The sequence below is a fragment of the Mycobacterium sp. IDUB_37 genome (genome assembly GCF_055419245.1).
In genome coordinates this window covers 542,963-560,266 of sequence record NZ_JBVAXG010000001.1, presented here as the reverse complement: position 1 = coordinate 560,266, position 17,304 = coordinate 542,963, and the positions used below count along the sequence as shown (strand labels likewise).

General features: G+C 63.5%; 7 protein-coding genes and 1 riboswitch. Of the genes, 4 read left to right on the top strand and 3 right to left on the bottom strand.

The window, feature by feature from the left end:
• Positions 1-4 precede the first annotated feature (4 nt).
• Positions 5-1,024 carry a tryptophan--tRNA ligase gene (gene trpS, locus ACZY1I_RS02635; RefSeq protein WP_463752710.1) on the bottom strand — a complete coding sequence of 340 codons (1,020 nt, stop codon included), beginning with the start codon at positions 1,022-1,024 and terminating at the stop codon, positions 5-7.
• Between the two features lie 164 nt (positions 1,025-1,188).
• Between trpS and ACZY1I_RS02630 the strand changes: the two genes are divergently transcribed.
• From ACZY1I_RS02630 to ACZY1I_RS02615, 4 genes are all read left to right on the top strand, one after another.
• Positions 1,189-2,001, top strand: coding sequence for an alpha/beta fold hydrolase (locus ACZY1I_RS02630; RefSeq protein WP_463753475.1), 813 nt, complete (start codon positions 1,189-1,191; stop codon positions 1,999-2,001).
• Positions 2,002-2,039: 38 nt separating this feature from the next.
• Positions 2,040-2,159, top strand: a riboswitch (SAM riboswitch).
• A gap of 35 nt (positions 2,160-2,194) precedes the next feature.
• Positions 2,195-3,556 (top strand): bifunctional o-acetylhomoserine/o-acetylserine sulfhydrylase, encoded by a 1,362-nt coding sequence (locus ACZY1I_RS02625; protein WP_463752709.1) that lies wholly within the window; start codon positions 2,195-2,197, stop codon positions 3,554-3,556.
• A gap of 13 nt (positions 3,557-3,569) precedes the next feature.
• Positions 3,570-4,712: a homoserine O-acetyltransferase MetX gene (gene metX, locus ACZY1I_RS02620; RefSeq protein ID WP_463752708.1), complete on the top strand. Its 1,143-nt coding sequence runs from the start codon at positions 3,570-3,572 to the stop codon at positions 4,710-4,712.
• Complete coding sequence (locus ACZY1I_RS02615; protein WP_463753474.1) at positions 4,709-5,440, top strand: class I SAM-dependent methyltransferase; 732 nt, start codon at positions 4,709-4,711, stop codon at positions 5,438-5,440. The genes metX and ACZY1I_RS02615 overlap by 4 nt, the downstream gene beginning before the upstream one ends.
• A 104-nt stretch (positions 5,441-5,544) precedes the next feature.
• Here the strand turns inward: ACZY1I_RS02615 and ACZY1I_RS02610 are convergent, their stop codons facing one another.
• A complete protein-coding gene (locus ACZY1I_RS02610) occupies positions 5,545-5,742 on the bottom strand; it encodes a hypothetical protein (protein ID WP_463752707.1) in 198 nt (65 codons plus the stop codon).
• Between the two features lie 296 nt (positions 5,743-6,038).
• On the bottom strand, positions 6,039-17,216 hold the full coding sequence (locus ACZY1I_RS02605; RefSeq protein ID WP_463752706.1) for a PPE domain-containing protein: 11,178 nt from the start codon (positions 17,214-17,216) through the stop codon (positions 6,039-6,041).
• Positions 17,217-17,304: the final 88 nt, after the last annotated feature.

Below are 17,304 nucleotides of genomic sequence, written 5' to 3'. Positions count from 1 at the left end.
CCACCTATTCGCTTTGCGGAAGAAAACCCAACCGATCGTAGACCCGCTGCACAGTCTTGCTCGCGACCTCGTTGGCGCGCTGCGCACCGCGCGCCAGCACCGCCTCCAGCTCGCCGAGATCCGCCGTCAATTCATCGACTCGGGCCTTGATTGGACTGACATATTCGATGACCGCCTCGGCGGTTTCCTTCTTCAGGTCGCCGTAGCCGCGTCCGGCATAGCCGTCGACCAACGTGTCGATGCTGACCCCGGTGACCGCCGATTGGATGCTCAGCAGGTTCGACACACCCGGCTTGGCTTCGGTGTCGTAGCGGATCTCCCGGTCGCTGTCGGTCACGGCGGAGCGAATCTTCTTGGCGGACTTCGCCGGATCATCGAGCAGGCTGATCAGGCCCGCGTCGGTGCTGGCCGACTTGCTCATTTTCGACGTCGGATCCTGCAGGTCGTAGATCTTGGCGGTCGCCTTCGGGATGAGCACGTCGGGAACCACGAACGTGTCCGGGAAGCGGCTGTTGAATCGTTGCGCGATGTCGCGGGCCAGCTCGAGGTGCTGACGCTGGTCCTCCCCTACCGGCACCAGGTCGGTGTCATAGGCCAGCACGTCGGCGGCCTGCAGCACCGGGTAGGTGAACAGGCCCACCGTGGTGGAGTCGGCCCCCTGCTTCAGCGACTTGTCCTTGAACTGGGTCATCCGCGATGCCTGGCCGAAACCGGTGAAACAGCCCAGCACCCAACCCAATTGGCTGTGTGCGGGGACGTGGCTCTGCACGAAGATGGTGGCGCGGTCGGGATCGATTCCCAGCGCCAGGTACTGCGCGGCGGTGATCAGCGTCCGGCGCCGCAGCGCCGCTGGGTCCTGCGGGATGGTGATCGCGTGCAGGTCCACGACGCAGAAGAAGGCGTCGTGCTCGTCCTGCAACCCGACCCATTGCGCCACCGCACCCAGGGCATTGCCGAGGTGCAGTGAGTCGGACGTGGGCTGCACGCCGGAGAAAATCCGGCGGGATCCGGTAGGAGTGCTCATGATGCCCCGATCTTTTCACGGGCGCGCCGGTCCTCGCCCCGGCAGCTTGCGATACCGGCGGTACCGCATTTACTGTCGGATTCATGCCAAGCTTCCACAAGGGCGCCGAGAGAACTCGCGAGCCGATTCACCTCGGACCCCGCGATGGCTCTGCCGAACCCATTCTGCTGCTGCATCCTTTCCTCCTGTCCCAGTCGGTGTGGGAAGTAGTCGCCCAGCAACTGGTCGAGAACGGCAACTACGAGGTGTTCGCCCCGACCATGGCCGGCCACAACGGCGGACCGAGGGCGGGCACCTACTTCCTTTCGTCGGCAGTGCTGGCCGATCACATCGAACGCCAGATGGACGAGATCGGCTGGGAAACCGCCCACATCGTCGGCAACTCGCTGGGCGGTTGGGTCGCGTTCGAGCTGGAACGGCGAGGCAGAGCACGCAGTGTCACCGGTATCGCCCCGGCGGGTGGGTGGACGCGGTGGACACCGGCCAAGTTCGAGGTGATCGCCAAGTTCATCATCGGCATCCCGATGCTGGCATTGGCGTGGCTGCTGGGGCCGCGCGTGCTGCACATTCCGTTCAGCCGCCACCTGTCCACCTACGCGATCAGCGCGTCCCCTGACGGGGTCGGCGAGCGCGAACTCAGCGGCATCATCGATGACGCCGCACACTGCCCGGCGTACCTGCAGCTGCTGGTCAAGGCGGTGCTGATGCCCGGGCTGGAGGAACTCGCCGATACCGCCGTCCCGTCGCAGTTGGTGATGTGTGAAAAGGACCGGGTCGTCCCGTCCCCGCGGTTCAGCCGGCACTTCACCAAGTACCTGCCCAAGAATCATCGGCTCGCCAAGTTAGACAACGTCGGGCATGTGCCGATGTACGAGGCGCCCGGCAAGGTCACCGAAGTGATCGTCGACTTCCTCGAGGAGTGCCTGCCGTCGTCGCGGACCCCGGGTCTGGCCGAGGAGCCGCCTGCGTCTGCATAGTTGGCAGGCATCCGCCGCCATACGATAAACTTCGAAGCGGTCATGAGTGCCAGCGTCAAGCCCCGGCTCGCTGGCCGGCAACCCTCCAACCGCGGTGGGGTGCCCCGGGTGATGACCAGGTTGAGTAGCCACAAGCGGCTACGCGGCAAGCGCGGGTCCCAAACGGACCCCTAAGCCAGATAGGGGACATTCCATGAGCACTGACGCCACTATCGAGACCGATCCGACTGCGAATTGGTCGTTCGAAACCAAGCAGGTGCACGCCGGCCAGCAACCGTGCAAGGCCACCAATGCGCGGGCCCTGCCGATCTACCAGACCACGTCGTACACCTTCGACAACGTCGCGCACGCCGCAGCCCTGTTCGGGCTCGCCGAGCCGGGCAACATCTACACCCGCATCGGCAACCCGACCACCGACGTGGTCGAGCAACGCATCGCGGCACTCGAAGGCGGCGTGGCCGCGTTGTTCCTGTCCTCCGGGCAAGCCGCCGAGACGTTCGCCATCCTGAACCTGGCCGGTGCGGGTGACCACATCGTGTCCAGCCCACGGTTGTACGGCGGAACCTACAACCTGTTTCACTACTCGCTGCCGAAGCTCGGTATCGAGGTCAGCTTCGTCGAGAATCCCGACGACCTGGACTCGTGGCAGTCGGCGGTGCGGCCCAACACCAAGGCGTTCTTCGCCGAGACCATCTCCAACCCCCAGATCGACGTGCTGGACACGCCCGCGGTCGCCGAGGTGGCGCACCGCAACCGAGTGCCGCTGATCGTCGACAACACCATCGCCACGCCCTACCTGATCCAGCCGCTGACTCAAGGCGCCGACATCGTGGTGCACTCGGCGACCAAGTACCTGGGCGGGCACGGCTCCGCGATCGCCGGGGTGATCGTCGACGGCGGCACTTTCGACTGGACCAACGGCAACTTCCCCGGTTTCACCACGCCCGATCCCAGCTACCACGGTGTGGTGTTCGCCGAGCTGGGACCGCCCGCCTACGCACTCAAGGCCCGCGTGCAACTGCTGCGCGACCTCGGCTCGGCGGCGGCGCCGTTCAACGCGTTCCTGGTGGCCCAAGGCCTGGAGACGCTGAGTCTGCGGGTGGAGCGGCACGTCGCCAACGCGCAGCGGGTCGCGGAATTCTTGGAAGGCCGCGACGAGGTGACCTCGGTGAACTACGCGGGACTGCCCAGCTCGCCGTGGCACGAGCTGGGAAAGAAGCTGGCTCCCAAGGGAACCGGGGCCGTCCTGGCATTCGAGCTGGCGGGTGGCGAGAAGGCCGGCAAGGCGTTCGTCGACGCGCTGAAGTTGCACAGCCACGTCGCCAATATCGGTGACGTGCGCTCGCTGGTGATTCATCCCGCGTCGACCACGCACGCTCAACTCAGCCCCGCCGAGCAGTTGGCCACCGGCGTCACGCCGGGCCTGGTGCGACTTGCCGTCGGCATCGAGGGCATCGATGACATCCTGGCCGACCTGGAGCTTGGCTTCGCCGCTGCCCGGGTATTCGGCAGCTCTGACAGCAGCAGCGATCCGCAGGCCGTGGCGGCGTTCTGAGGGGATTTCCGATATGACGATCTCCGACGTACCGACGCAAACGCTGCCCGCCGAAGGTGAGGTCGGCCTCGTCGATATCGGTTCACTGACGCTGGAGAGCGGCGCCGTGATCGACGACGTACACATCGCCGTACAGCGCTGGGGCGAGTTGTCGCCGACCCGCGACAACGTCGTCATGGTGCTGCACGCGCTCACCGGCGATTCGCACATCACCGGGCCCGCCGGGCCGGGGCACCCGACACCCGGTTGGTGGGACGGGGTCGCCGGGCCGGGAGCGCCGATCGACACCAACCGCTGGTGCGCGCTGTCCACCAACGTGCTCGGCGGTTGCCGCGGGTCCACCGGTCCGAGTTCACTCGCCCGCAATGGAAAACCTTGGGGCTCAAGGTTTCCGCGAATCACGATCCGTGATCAGGTGGAGGCGGACCTGGCCGCGCTGACCGCGCTGGGAATAACCGAGGTGGCGGCGGCGGTTGGTGGCTCTATGGGCGGAGCCCGAGCGCTGGAATGGATCGTCGGCCATCCGGAACGTGTCCGGGCCGGGTTGTTGTTGGCGGTGGGCGCGCGCGCCACCGGCGACCAGCTCGGCACTCAGACCACCCAGGTCGCGGCCATCAAGGCCGACCCGAACTGGCAGGGCGGCGACTACCACGAGACGGGGCGTGCACCCGATGACGGACTGCGTATCGCCCGCCGCATCGCACATCTGACCTACCGCGGCGAGGTCGAACTCGACCGGCGGTTCGCCAACGCCGCGCAACCCGGCGAAGACCCGGCCGCCGGCGGCCGTTACTCCGTGCAGAGCTATCTGGAATATCAGGGCGACAAGCTGGTGACACGGTTCGACGCCGGCAGCTATGTGACCCTGACCGAAGCGCTCAACAGCCACGACGTCGGCCGAGGCCGCGGCGGGGTGCACGCGGCGCTGACCAGATGCCCGGTTCCCACCGTCGTCGGCGGTGTCACCTCCGACCGGCTCTACCCGCTACGGCTGCAGGACGAACTGGCCGAACTGCTGCCGGGCTGTGGGGGTGTGCGGATCGTCAAGTCCATCTGCGGCCACGACGGGTTCCTGGTGGAGTCCGAGCCGGTGGGCAATCTGATTCGGGAGACCCTCGAATTGGCTAAAGGTGCGGGCGCAGGGTGTCCAAGGTGACCCGGTCCAAGCGTGATCGCTCCCTGTCATTCGGCTCTGCGGCGGCCGCCTACGAACGGGGCCGCCCGTCGTATCCGCCCGATGCCATCGATTGGCTGCTGCCGGCCGGGACACAGCGCGTGCTCGACCTCGGAGCGGGCACCGGCAAACTGACCACCCGACTGGTCGAACGTGGCTTGGACGTGGTGGCCGTCGACCCGGTTCCCGAGATGCTGGAAGTGCTGACGGCTTCGCTGCCGCAAACTCGCGCCCTACTCGGAACCGCGGAAGAGATTCCGTTGGAGGACAACAGCGTTGACGCGGTGCTCGTCGCCCAGGCATGGCACTGGGTCGACCCGGCGCAGGCCATCCCAGAGGTGGCCCGAGTCCTGCGGCCGGGCGGCCTGCTGGGCCTGGTCTGGAACATACGTGACGAACGGCTCGGCTGGGTGCGCGAACTCGACGACATCATCGGGCGCGACGACGATCCGGTGCGCGACCGGGTTACGCTGCCGGCGCCCTTCAACGAGGTGGAGCGCCATCAGGTCGAGTGGACGAATTACCTGACGCCGCAGGCGCTTATCGATCTGGTCGCCTCACGGACCTACTGCATCAACTCGCCCGCCGAGGTGCGTACCAGGACCCTCGAGCAGGTGCGTACATTGCTGGCCACCCACTCGGCGCTGGCAAACTCCGCCGGGTTGGCGCTGCCTTACATAACCGTGTGTGTGAGGGCCACGCTGAGCTAGCATCTGCTCCATGGCAGCCCGCCGGCCCCTGACGGGCCGTGCGGAGGAACTTCGCCTCGTCGGCCATGCAGCAGTCAACAACGCGGCCAGCGGTTGACGGATCCCTACCCGCGCCGTTCGTTCAGAGCGTTGTCCAGCTTGCGGTGGGCCAGATCGAGCAGCGTGCAGACGCTTTCGGGCTCGATCTGGAGGTAGTCACAGATCACCTCGTCCGCGATGCCTGCGTCGTGCAGGCGAATCGCCAGCGCATGCGCTTCGGGCAGGCTGCGCAAAGCGGCCTCGTACTCGTCGCCCGTCGTCATGACCATCCTTCGCGTCGCGCTGCCATCGCGGCTGTGCTCGACGATGCCGCAAAACGCACGGTGTCGGAACGTACCCAACTACCCGATTTACGGATGCGTTCCTCATCCGACTACCTGAAATACAGGGAGTAATCGGCACTTCCGGGACCAGATCCAGGTAGTCGATCGTCCGGTGGCCTCGGCTAGCCGGCAGCCCAGTCGTCGATCGACCTCGCCGCGACAAGTAAACGTCGCACAAGACACGCCAGTGGGCGTGGGCGTGCTTTCTATTTCGGTGCGCTCAGTTGCGCAAGCGCCTACGGCCCGGTGCCCGTGAAGATCAAGCCCGATAGCCGCGACCCGAGGTTGCCGAAGCCCGAGTTGACGGCCGAGGCGAACAGTGCGAGCGTGCTGCGGTTGTAGATGCCGGAGATGTCGGTGCCACGGTTGAGCAGGCCGGATAGTTGGGTGCCGAAGTTGGCAACACCCGACAGCGAGCCCAACGAGGGATCCGAGACCGAGTTGAGCCAGCCTGAAACGCTGCTGCCCAGGTTCCAGAAGCCCGAGTTGCCGCCATCGCCGGCGTTGAAGAAGCCCGACGACGGCGTGGTGCTGGTGTTCCAGAAGCCCGGGTTGCCGGGGATGTCGATGAAGGGCACGACGATTGGGCCGACGATCGACGCCGCGCGCATATCGAACGCGATGCGGTCCAGCGCGATGGTCGGGATGTCGATGGTCGGCAAGCCGTTCGACAACGCCAGCCCCAGCGGCAAGGCCAGACCGCTGGTGGGGATGGTGAAACCTGGCCAACCGACCGACAGCGGGAGCCCGATGGAGACCGGCTGCACCGGAATGCCGAAGCCGGGGAACGTGACCGAACCGGAATCGAACCGAATCGGCGTGATCTGGATTGGGTCGACCACGGAGCTGTTACCGCCCATCGAGGGAGTGGAGACGACGACCGGACCCGGAGGGAAAAAGCTGGTTGTCAAGACCATTCCATTGGAACTCGCGCTCGTCAGGACGATGCGCGACGTGCTGATGTCGATCAGTCCAGACGGGACTTGCAGGGTGATCGATGCGATGTTGATCGGCAGTAGGTCGATGGTCGGGTTGATGCTGACGTTGATCGACGGTATCGGGATGGCGGGGATGGCGATCGGGCCGATTCCGCCAGTTGCGGTGAAGTACCACGGTATTGACGGTATGTGGATGGGTGGGACGACGGTGATCGGACCGACTCCGGCGATGAGATCGGCTCCGACCGCGGAGAACTGCGGCACCGTGTAGCCGACGTAGAGGCCGCCCAGGCCCTGGTAGTTGCCCCGCCAGATGGCGCCGTTGTTGAAGTTGCCGGCCAGCAGCGCGCCCGTGTTGACGTTGCCCGAGTTCAGCACACCGGTGTTGGAGTTGCCGGCGTTGAGCCAACCGGTGTTGATGTTGCCGGCGTTGAAGTCCCCGGAGTTGGTGTCGCCGGCGTTGAAGCTGCCGGTGTTGTGGTGCCCGGCGTTACCCAGACCGGAGTTGAAGCCGCCGGCATTGAAGAGGCCAGTAGAGGCCGTTCCGGAGTTGCCGATGCCGGTGTTGTGGCTGCCGGAGTTGAACAACCCGAAGTTACCGGTCCCGGTGTTGAAGAGGCCGATGTTGCCGGTGCCCGAGTTGAAGAATCCGAGGTTGCCGGAGCCGGAGTTGAAGGCGCCGAAGCCGGTCAGGTTGTCACCAGTCAGGCCGATGCCGATGTTGTTGCTGCCGGTGTTGGCGAACCCGAAGTTGCGCACCCCGAGGTTGGACAGCCCGATGTTGTCGCTGCCGGCGTTGGCGAACCCTACGTTGCCGACCGCTAGTGCGCCGTTCAGGCTCGAGTTCGCGAATCCGAAGTTGCCGCTGCCGATGTTGCTGAGCCCGAAGTTGCTGTCGCCGATGTTGCCGAAGCCGAAGTTACCGGCCCCGATGTTGCCCGCACCCAGGTTGATGTCGCCGATATTGCCCAGACCGAGGTTGGCGCTGCCGAGGTTGCCCAGCCCGACGTTGAGGATCGTGACCGGGTTGAGCGAGGTGCCGCCGTTGAGCACTCCGGACAGCTGCTGACCGATGTTGCCCGCACCCGACAGCAGCGCTGGGGTACCCAGCGGCAGCGAGCTGGTGTTGTAGAAGCCCGACACTCCCGAACCCAGGTTAAGCAGACCCGAGTGCAGGGTGCCGACGTTGGCGATGCCGGAGCCGGCCCCGAGCAATGCTTCGGGTGCTTGGTTCCACCAGCCCGAGACCGCCGTACCGAAGTTGCCGAACCCGGAGCCGCCCCCGCCACCGAGGTTGAAGAACCCCGACGACGGAGTGGTGGTGCTGTTGCCGAAGCCCGGGGTTCCCGGGGAGTCGACGAACGGAATGTTGCTGGGAATGACGAAAAGCTCGCCATCCACGCGCGCCGGGATCTGCGGGAATGTGATAGCCGGAATGGTCAACGCCCGAGTACCGGCATCCAAGCCCAAATTGATCAGATTCGCTGCAGGGAACGTCAGGCCACCCGGGAAAACCGTGATCGCATCCAAACGACCCGGAACCTGGAAACCAGCCCGTATGACATCAACGTTCAATCCAGGAGTGTCAAAAGGTGCCAGGAGAGCGATGATTTGGGCGTTAATCGGGCCCGTGGTGCCCAACATCGTGCCGCCGGACACGATATTGCCCCGCGGGGGCTGACCGACAGCAAAGGGCGGGGGCAGACCGAACGCGTACCAGGTCGGCCCGAAGGCTCCGGTCGGAGTCCAGATGATGATTGGCTCGATCTCCATGGTCGAGCCGATCGATGCGGCCATGTTGAGAATGGCGTGGAGGTCCAGTGCGGGTATGCGAACCGACGGAATTCGGATCGGCCCAACGTTGACGCCCCCGTTGAAACGCGGTTCGAGAGCGGGAATGTCGATCTGGGGAATGGTGAACGATCCCATGGCGACGTTTCCGCCGAGGACGAAGTGAGTTTCGGGCACCGGGATGTCTGGGATGACCACGGGGCCGAAGTTGAAGTTCCCGTGGACCTCGAGGACCGAGATACGAGGGACCGGGTATTCGTAGTGCGACTCGAAGAGACCTTCGTAGTTGCCCCGCCACAGCAGGCCGTTGCTGAGGTTGCCCGACATGAGGACGCCGGTGCCGACGTTGCCGGTGTTGAGGATTCCGGTGTTGGCGTTTCCGCTGTTGAGCCAGCCGGTGTTGATGTTGCCCGGGTTGAAGTCGCCGGTGTTGGTGCTGCCGGCGTTGAAGCTGCCGGTGTTGTAGCTGCCCGTGTTGAACAGCCCGGTGTTGTAGACGCCGGTGTTGAACAGCCCGCTGCTGGCGATTCCCGCGTTGCCGATGCCGGTGTTAAAGCTGCCCGAGTTGAACAGCCCCCAGTTGCCGTTGCCGGTGTTGAAGAAGCCGACGTTGTTGGTGCCCGAGTTGAACAACCCGATATTGCCGGCCCCGGAGTTCAACCCGCCGATCCCGGTGAGGTTGTTGCCGGTCAGCCCGATGCCGATGTTGTTGTTGCCGGTGTTGGCGAACCCGAAGTTGCGCACCCCGAGGTTGGACAACCCGATGTTGTCGCTGCCGGAGTTGGCGAAGCCAAAGTTGTTGTTACCCAGCAGGCCCGCGCCCAGCCCGGTGTTGGCCAACCCGATGTTGCCGTTGCCGAAGTTGCCCAGACCGAAGTTGACCTCACCGACATTGCCCAGGCCCAGGTTCTGTAGGCCGATGTTGGCCGCCCCGACGTTGGACATCCCGACATTGCCCAACCCGGCGTTGAACGTGCCTACGTCGGCCAAGCCGAGGTTGAGCAGCGGAGTCTGGTTGAGCGTGGTACCCACCGAGGACAGTCCAGCCAGCTGCTGGCCGATGTTGCCGATGCCGGAGAGCAGGGCCGGCGTCCCCACCGGCAGGCTGCTGGTGTTGAGCAGACCCGACAGACCGGTGCCGAAGTTCAGCAGACCCGAATGCAGCGTGCCGGCATTGAGGTACCCCGACCCCGCCCCCGTCAGGGCCGTGGTCGCCTGGTTCCACCAACCCGACAACCCCGCACCCACGTTGCCGAAGCCCGAAGTCCCGCCCGCACCGGCGTTGAAGAAACCCGACGACGGTGTGGCACTGCTGTTGAAGAAACCCGGGGAGGCCGGGATGTTGATGATCGGGACGCTGCTCGGCGGCACGGTGATGTTCAGCGCAACCGACAATGGCAGCGGATCGATGGTGAAACCACCCGGGAAAATGGTGATGGGATCCATAACCCCGGCCCCGGTGATCGTGAGCGGGATCGCGTTCTGCGGAATCGACAGACCATTCGGGAACAATGTGAACGCCGGCATCCCGCCCACGACATTGATGGCGATCGGAATGGGATCCGTTGCGATCTGCGGAATGGTGACGCTGGGGAACCTTATTTCCAGCGACCCGGTGCTCGGTTGACTCGGCCCCATGTGGATTTTGATGCCCTCGGTAGGTGCCGAGATCCAGTTGAAGATCCCGAACGTCCCGGTGGAGTTGGTGTTACCGATAGTCCAAATTGCGTTGTCAAAACGCATGGTGAGCAACGGAAGGGTGAATGTCCGTGCCGGCGATCCCGCCGAATCCAGTGGAATTGTCAGTACCAGTCCGCCAAGGTTTGTGGCGGGCAGTAGCACGATGGGGTCGATCTGGATCGTCTCGTCGATCAGCAGGTTGAATGCAGGAACGTTGATCGGTGCGATGTCGAAGGGGCCGATGTTGACGACTTCGTTGATGTTGAACAGCGACATTCCGGGGATGTCGATCTGGTCGATGTTGATCGGGCCCAGGTTCAACGTTTCGTTGAGATTCAGCACGGTACTGCCGGCGATGTTGGCATTGATGGTGAGGGTGAATAGGCCGTGGAAGTCGCCGTTCCACATCAACCCGTTGTTGAAGTTGCCGACGTTGAAAGCGCCGGTGTTGACGTTGCCGATGTTGAACATGCCGGTGTTGGCACGCCCAGCGTTGAACCAGCCGGTGTTGATGTTGCCGGGGTTGAAGTCGCCGGTGTTGGTGTTGCCGGCATTGAAGCTGCCGGTGTTGTAGTTGCCGGCATTGGACAGGCCGGTGTTGAAGTTGCCGGCATTAAAAAGGCCAGTAGAGGCCGTTCCGGAATTGGCGATGCCGGTGTTGTAGCTGCCGGTGTTGAATAGCCCGACGTTGCCGGTGCCGGTGTTGAAAAAGCCGATGTTGCCGGTGCCGGAGTTGAACAGCCCGACGTTGCCGACTCCGGAGTTGAGGCCGCCGATGCCGGTTTGGTTGTCGCCGGTCAGCCCGATGCCGATGTTGTTGTTGCCGGTGTTGGCGAAGCCGAAGTTGCGCAGGCCGATATTGGCAAGGCCGATGTTGTCGCTGCCGGCGTTTGCGAAGCCAAAATTGCTGTTGCCCGGCAGGCCGACAGCTAGGCCGGAGTTGGCGAACCCGAAGTTGCTGTCGCCGACGTTGCCCAACCCGAAGTTGCCGTCGCCCAGGTTGCCGAACCCGAAGTTCTGGGCGCCGAGGTTGCCGCCACCGAAGTTGATGCCGCCCAGGTTGCCGGCGCCGAAGTTGAAGTCGCCGACGTTGGCGAACCCGAAGTCCGCGGTGCCGACGTTGCCCAACGCGAACAGGTTGCGCACATCGATGTTTTGCAGTTCGGCGAAGAACGTCTCGATCGGCGACGGGCCGCCCCCACCGCCGCCGCCGTCCCCGGCGAACAGGGAACTGATCTCGCGGACCAAACCCATGATGTTGACCCCGGACAAGTTGTTGCCCAACAGGCCGAACCCGGACAGCCTCGCTGGGGTGGTGAGGTCGTTCAGGTCGCTCACATTGAAGAAGCCAGAAATGTCGGTGCCGACGTTGAGCAGACCCGAGGCCAGCGTGCCGGAGTTGCCGATACCCGACAGCGACCCCACCGCCCCACGCGCCTGGTTGAACCAACCCGAGAGCGCCGCACCGGAGTTGAAGAAGCCCGACCCTCCGCCAGCGCCGGAGTTGTAGAAACCCGACGACGGATTGGTCGACGAGTTCCCGAATCCGGGAACGCGTGGGATGTCGATGATCGTCACATCGAGGGGTCCGGCGGTGGTGGCAAAGTCGAAATTCAGCGGAATAGCTGCGATCGTCATCCCCGGGATCGTCACCGCGGGCGTGTCCAGCGAGAAATTAATTGGAATGGTGCGCGTCATCGACATCCCGTTGATCACCGACGCCGCAATATTGATCGGTGGGATGTCCAATGGAATAGTCCGACTGAAATTAATCGGATCCAAGATCGTCGGCGCGATCGTCTGCGTCAGCGGATAATCGATGAGCGCTATGGGGATGTTGCCGAATGGTATTGCATCTACAACTCCGGCTATGGTACCGAAGTTCGGTATAACCAGACCGAGGGCAAATTGATCTATCTGCAGTTCGGAGATGGTCATCGGCCCGACGCGTAGTCCGCCCCCGATATTGATGGCGTCGAGCAGGGTGGCACCCGGGGCGGTGAAGCTGGCGATGGTGTTGCCGCCGAAAGCGATGCGGATCGCGGGTATCGGTACGTCGGGCACGGTGAAGTTGTAGGCCGCGCCGCCGTTGATGGCGATGTGGATGGGGGGCAGCAGGTTGATGTCGGGGATGACGATGGGACCCACCCCACCGGTGCCGGTGAAGTGGATCGGGAACTCGGGGATTGTGCTCCCGTAGTGCAGACCGACAAGGCCCTCGTAATTTCCGCGCCAAAGCATGCCGTTGCTGGCGTTGCCGGAGATGAAGGCGCCGGTATTGATGCTGCCCGAGTTCACCAGGCCGGTGTTCGCATTGCCGGTGTTGAGCCAACCGGTGTTGGTGTTGCCCGGGTTGAAGTCCCCGGAGTTGAAGCTGCCCGCGTTGAAATTGCCGGTGTTGTAGCGGCCGGCGTTGGCGATACCGGTGTTGAAGACACCGGTATTGAACAACCCGGTGCTGCCGACCCCGGAGTTACCCACGCCGGTGTTGAAGCTGCCGGAGTTGAAGATCCCGAAGTTGTTGTCACCGGTGTTGAAGAAGCCGACGTTGTTGGTACCGGAGTTGAATAGGCCGTAGTTGATGCCGCCGCTGTTGAAGCCGCCGATGCCGGTCAGGTTGTTGCCGGACAGCCCGATGCCGATGTTGTTGTTGCCCGAGTTCGCCCAACCGAAGTTGCGCAGACCGACATTGGCGAAACCGATGTTGTCGCTGCCGGCGTTGGCGAACCCGACGTTGCTGTTGCCCAGCAGGCCAGCCGCCAGCCCGGTATTGGCGAACCCGAAGTTGCTGTTACCGAAGTTGCCCAGCCCGAAGTTGCCGGCGCCGACGTTGCCGAAGCCCAGATTCTGCAGGCCGATATTGCCCGCGCCCAGGTTGGAAACCCCGACATTGCCAAAGCCGAGGTTTCCGAGACCGACATCGCCCAGCCCGAAGTTGGTGATGCTGCTGCCCGGATTGAGCGCGGTGCCCGCGGACAACACACCCGACAGTTGCTGACCGACGGTGCCCACGCCGGACACGAAAGCCGGAGTCCCGACGGCGGTGGTGGCGGTGTTGAACAGTCCGGAGACACCCGAGCCGAAATTCAGGAGGCCCGAACCAGCACTGCTGAAATTGGCGATGCCCGAACTCGCCCCTAGCAACTCGGTGGGTGCCTGGTTCCACCAACCCGACACCGCAGTGCCGAAGTTCCCGAAACCCGATACCCCACCACCGCCGGTATTGAAGAAGCCCGAAGACGGCGTGTTGGTCGCGTTCCCAAAGCCCGGATTGCGCGGGATATCGATGGTCGGAACCTGTATCTGCCCCACTAAAACGGTGCCGTCGAACACCGCGGGAATGGTGTTGAGCGTGAAACCATTGGGCAGCAAATTGAACGGATTGGTGCCACCGGACAAGTTGGTTACACCCGCCGAAGCCTGCGGGAAAGTCAGCCCGTTCGGAAAGAACGTGAAAGCATCATTACCGCCACTGATATTAACAATTACCGGAGTTTGAGCCGGGAAAGAGAACCCATTCGGGAACAATCGAATCTGACTGGTCGCAATGTTGAAACTCACCGGAATCGGAAGCCCTACATTCGCTCCACTGAGCCGCGGGCCGGTAATCTGCAGAGGGGATATCCCGAAACCAATAGTCCCTCCGCTATCTGCGAAGACCGTCCCAATGCGCAGGAGCGGGTTGGCGAGTTTGAACGATCCGATCGAGAGGTCGATCGATCCCGCGTAGGGGTTGAAGATGGTGACCGGGGCTATTGAATTGGCACCCAGGCCGACCGATCCGAGTGCTTGCAGTGGGATGGCGGGAACGGTGATCGGGGGGATGGTGAATGGGCCCAGTGCGATGTTGGCGTTGGTGACCGAGAAGTGCACGGCGGGAATCGGGATCGGCGATACATGGACGGGGCCGACCCCAGCGATGGCGTGCAATGTGACCGGGAACTGGGTGATGGTGGTGCCGTAGTAGAGCCCGAACAGGCCCTCTTGATTGCCCCGCCACAACATGCCGTTGTTGCCGGTGCCGGTCATGAACGCACCGGTATTGATGTTGCCCGGGTTCAACACACCGGTGTTGGAGTTGCCGATGTTGAACCAGCCGGTATTGGTGTTGCCCGGGTTGAAATCGCCGGAGTTGGCGTTACCCGCGTTGAAGCTGCCGGTGTTGAAACTGCCGGCGTTGGCGATACCCGTGTTCAGCACACCGGTATTGAAAAGTCCAGTACTGGCCGTTCCTGAATTGCCGAGACCAGTATTGAAGCTGCCCGAGTTGAACAAACCCGTATTCCCGGTCCCGGTGTTGAAGAACCCCACGTTGCCGCTGCCCGAATTGAACAACCCGATATTGCCGTTACCGGTGTTGAGACCGCCGATGCCGGTGAGGTTGTCACCGGTCAGGCCGATACCGAAGTTGTTGTTGCCCGTGTTGGCGAACCCGAAGTTGCGCAGGCCGGCATTGGCGAAGCCGATGTTGTCGCTACCGGCGTTGCCGAACCCGAGGTTGGAGTTGCCCGCGAGGCCGGCTGTCAGTCCCGAGTTGCCGAACCCGAAGTTGCTGCCCCCGACGTTGCCCAGACCCCAGCTGCCATCGCCGATATTGCCAAAGCCCAGGTTCTGCCCGCCGATGTTTCCCGCACCGAAATTGATATCCCCGACGTTGCCGAAACCCAGGTTGTAGTTGCCGACATCGGCCAACCCGAGGTTGGCGATGAAACCCCGGTTCAGCGTGGTGCCCACCGAGGCCATGCCTGAGAGCTGCTGGCCTACATTCAAAGCGCCGGACAGCGACGAGGGGGTACCCATCGCCTGGGTGGCGGTGTTGTAGATACCCGACGCACCCGAGCCGAAGTTCAGCAGGCCCGAGTTCAGGGTGCCCGCATTGAAATAGCCAGAGCCCTGCCCCAGCAACCCGGCGGGCGCCTGGTTCAGCCAGCCCGAAACGCCGGCACCGATATTGCCGAAGCCCGATGTCCCACCGGCACCGGAGTTGAAGAAACCCGACGACGGCGCCGTGGTGGTGTTCCCGAAGCCAGGCGTGGGTGGGTTATACACATGCTGCACCGGCACCGAACCGATAACGGTCCCAATCGCGATATTCAACGGAATGCGGTCAATGGTGATCCGCGGGGTGGTGAACCCGTCGATCTGCGCATCGATATCAATGCGTAACGGCAGCGGCTGCGCCGGCAAACTGAACCCCGGAATCGTGAAACCCGTCGTACCCAATGACACGCCCGGCACCAAAGCCAGCGGCCCATTGGGCACGCTAATTCCATTCGGCAGGAGCGTCACCGCAGGTGTAAACCAGTTAACCCCCAACTGGATCTGCGGAATACTCGTGTTGAAATCGATCGGGCCGATTAGCGTCTGGTTACCGTTCGGGTCGGAAATTCGTACCACGGGAATATTGACGGTTCCCAGTGCGGCGAACGGGCCGATCGGGAACGAGGCGGCGAAATTCTGCGCCTGGAAAAGCGTGATCGATGAGAGACTCAACGGCCCGATATTGATCGGGAACATGGTGCCGCCGCCGAATGCCGGAATCGTGATCGACGGTATGACCAGCGGACCCAGGTTGATGGTTTGGTGAATGCTGATCGGGATCGTCGGCAGGATCTGGATCGGCAGCAGCGAGATCGGCCCGATACCGCCGTTGAGTCCCAAGCCGATCGGGACTCTGGGCAGCGGTGTTCCGGCGTCCAGTCCGACCAGGCCTTCGTTGTCGCCCACCCACAGGAACCCGTTGCTCTGGTTCCCGGCAATGAAAGCTCCGGTGTTGACGTTGCCCGGGTTGGCGATGCCGGTGTTGGTGTTGCCGGTGTTGAACCAGCCCGTATTGGTGTTGCCCGGGTTGAGGTCACCGGTGTTGAAGTTCCCGGTGTTGAACGTGCCGGTGTTGTAGTTGCCGACATTGGCCAGACCCGTGCTGCCGATTCCGGTGTTGAACAGTCCGGTGGCCGCCGTCCCCGCGTTACCGATCCCGCTGTTGTAATTACCCGAGTTGAACAATCCGAAGTTGCCGGTGCCCGAATTGAAGAATCCGACGTTCCCGGTACCGGAGTTGAATAATCCGATATTGCCGCCGCCGGTATTGAGACCGCCAATACCGGTCAGGTTGTTGCCCGTCAATCCGATACCGATGTTGTTGTTGCCCGAGTTGGCGAAGCCGACGTTACCCAGGCCCATGTTCGCCAGACCGAAGTTGTTGGCACCGGAGTTGCCGAAACCGATATTGCCGGTGGCGAGTGCCGCGCCCAGGCCGGAGTTGCCGAACCCGAAGCTGCTGTTGCCGATGTTGCCGAACCCGATGTTGCCGTTTCCGAGGTTGCCGAAGCCCAGGTTCTGCCCCCCGAAATTGCCTGCACCCAGGTTGATCTGACCGTTGTTACCGAAACCGAGGTTGAAGTTGCCGACGTTGCCCAGCCCGGCGTTGAGTTGAAGGGCCTCCCCCGCGGCGGCACCTATCGCCGCGGCCGGGCCGACGATGCCCGACGGGCCCTGGGTGAAAGGCTTCAACACCGACGCAATCGCTGACGCACCAGCGTGATAGCCGAAGATCGCGGCTACATCCTGGGCCCACATCTGCTCATAGAGCGCCTCGGTGGCCGCGATCGCGGGCGCGTTCAGGCCGAAAATGTTCGACAGCGCCAACTGCACCAGTTCGGTCCGGTTGGCTGCCACTGCAACCGGGTGCACCATGGCGGCCAGCGCAGTCTCGAAGACGCCCGCCACCGCCCTGGCCTGCACCGCCGTCGCGTCGGCCTGGGTCGCCACCGCACTGAGCCAACCGACATACGGGCCGGCGACTTCCGCCATCGCCGCAGCCGCCGGCCCTTGCCATGCCCCGTTCGCCAGGCCCGCCGTCACCGAACCGAATGTGGCCGCGGCCGACCACAATTCGGCACCCAGCCCTTCCCACGCCTGGGCCGCCCGCATCAGCGGTGCCGTACCGGCACCCGCATACATCAGTGCGGAGTTGATCTCCGGTGGCAACACCGGAAAATCCATAACCCAAATCCCTTCTCGGGTGACGACCACGGCGATCGCCCGGTGGACGTCACTCGCGTTCGTCCGATGACCATAGACCAGAAAGTCC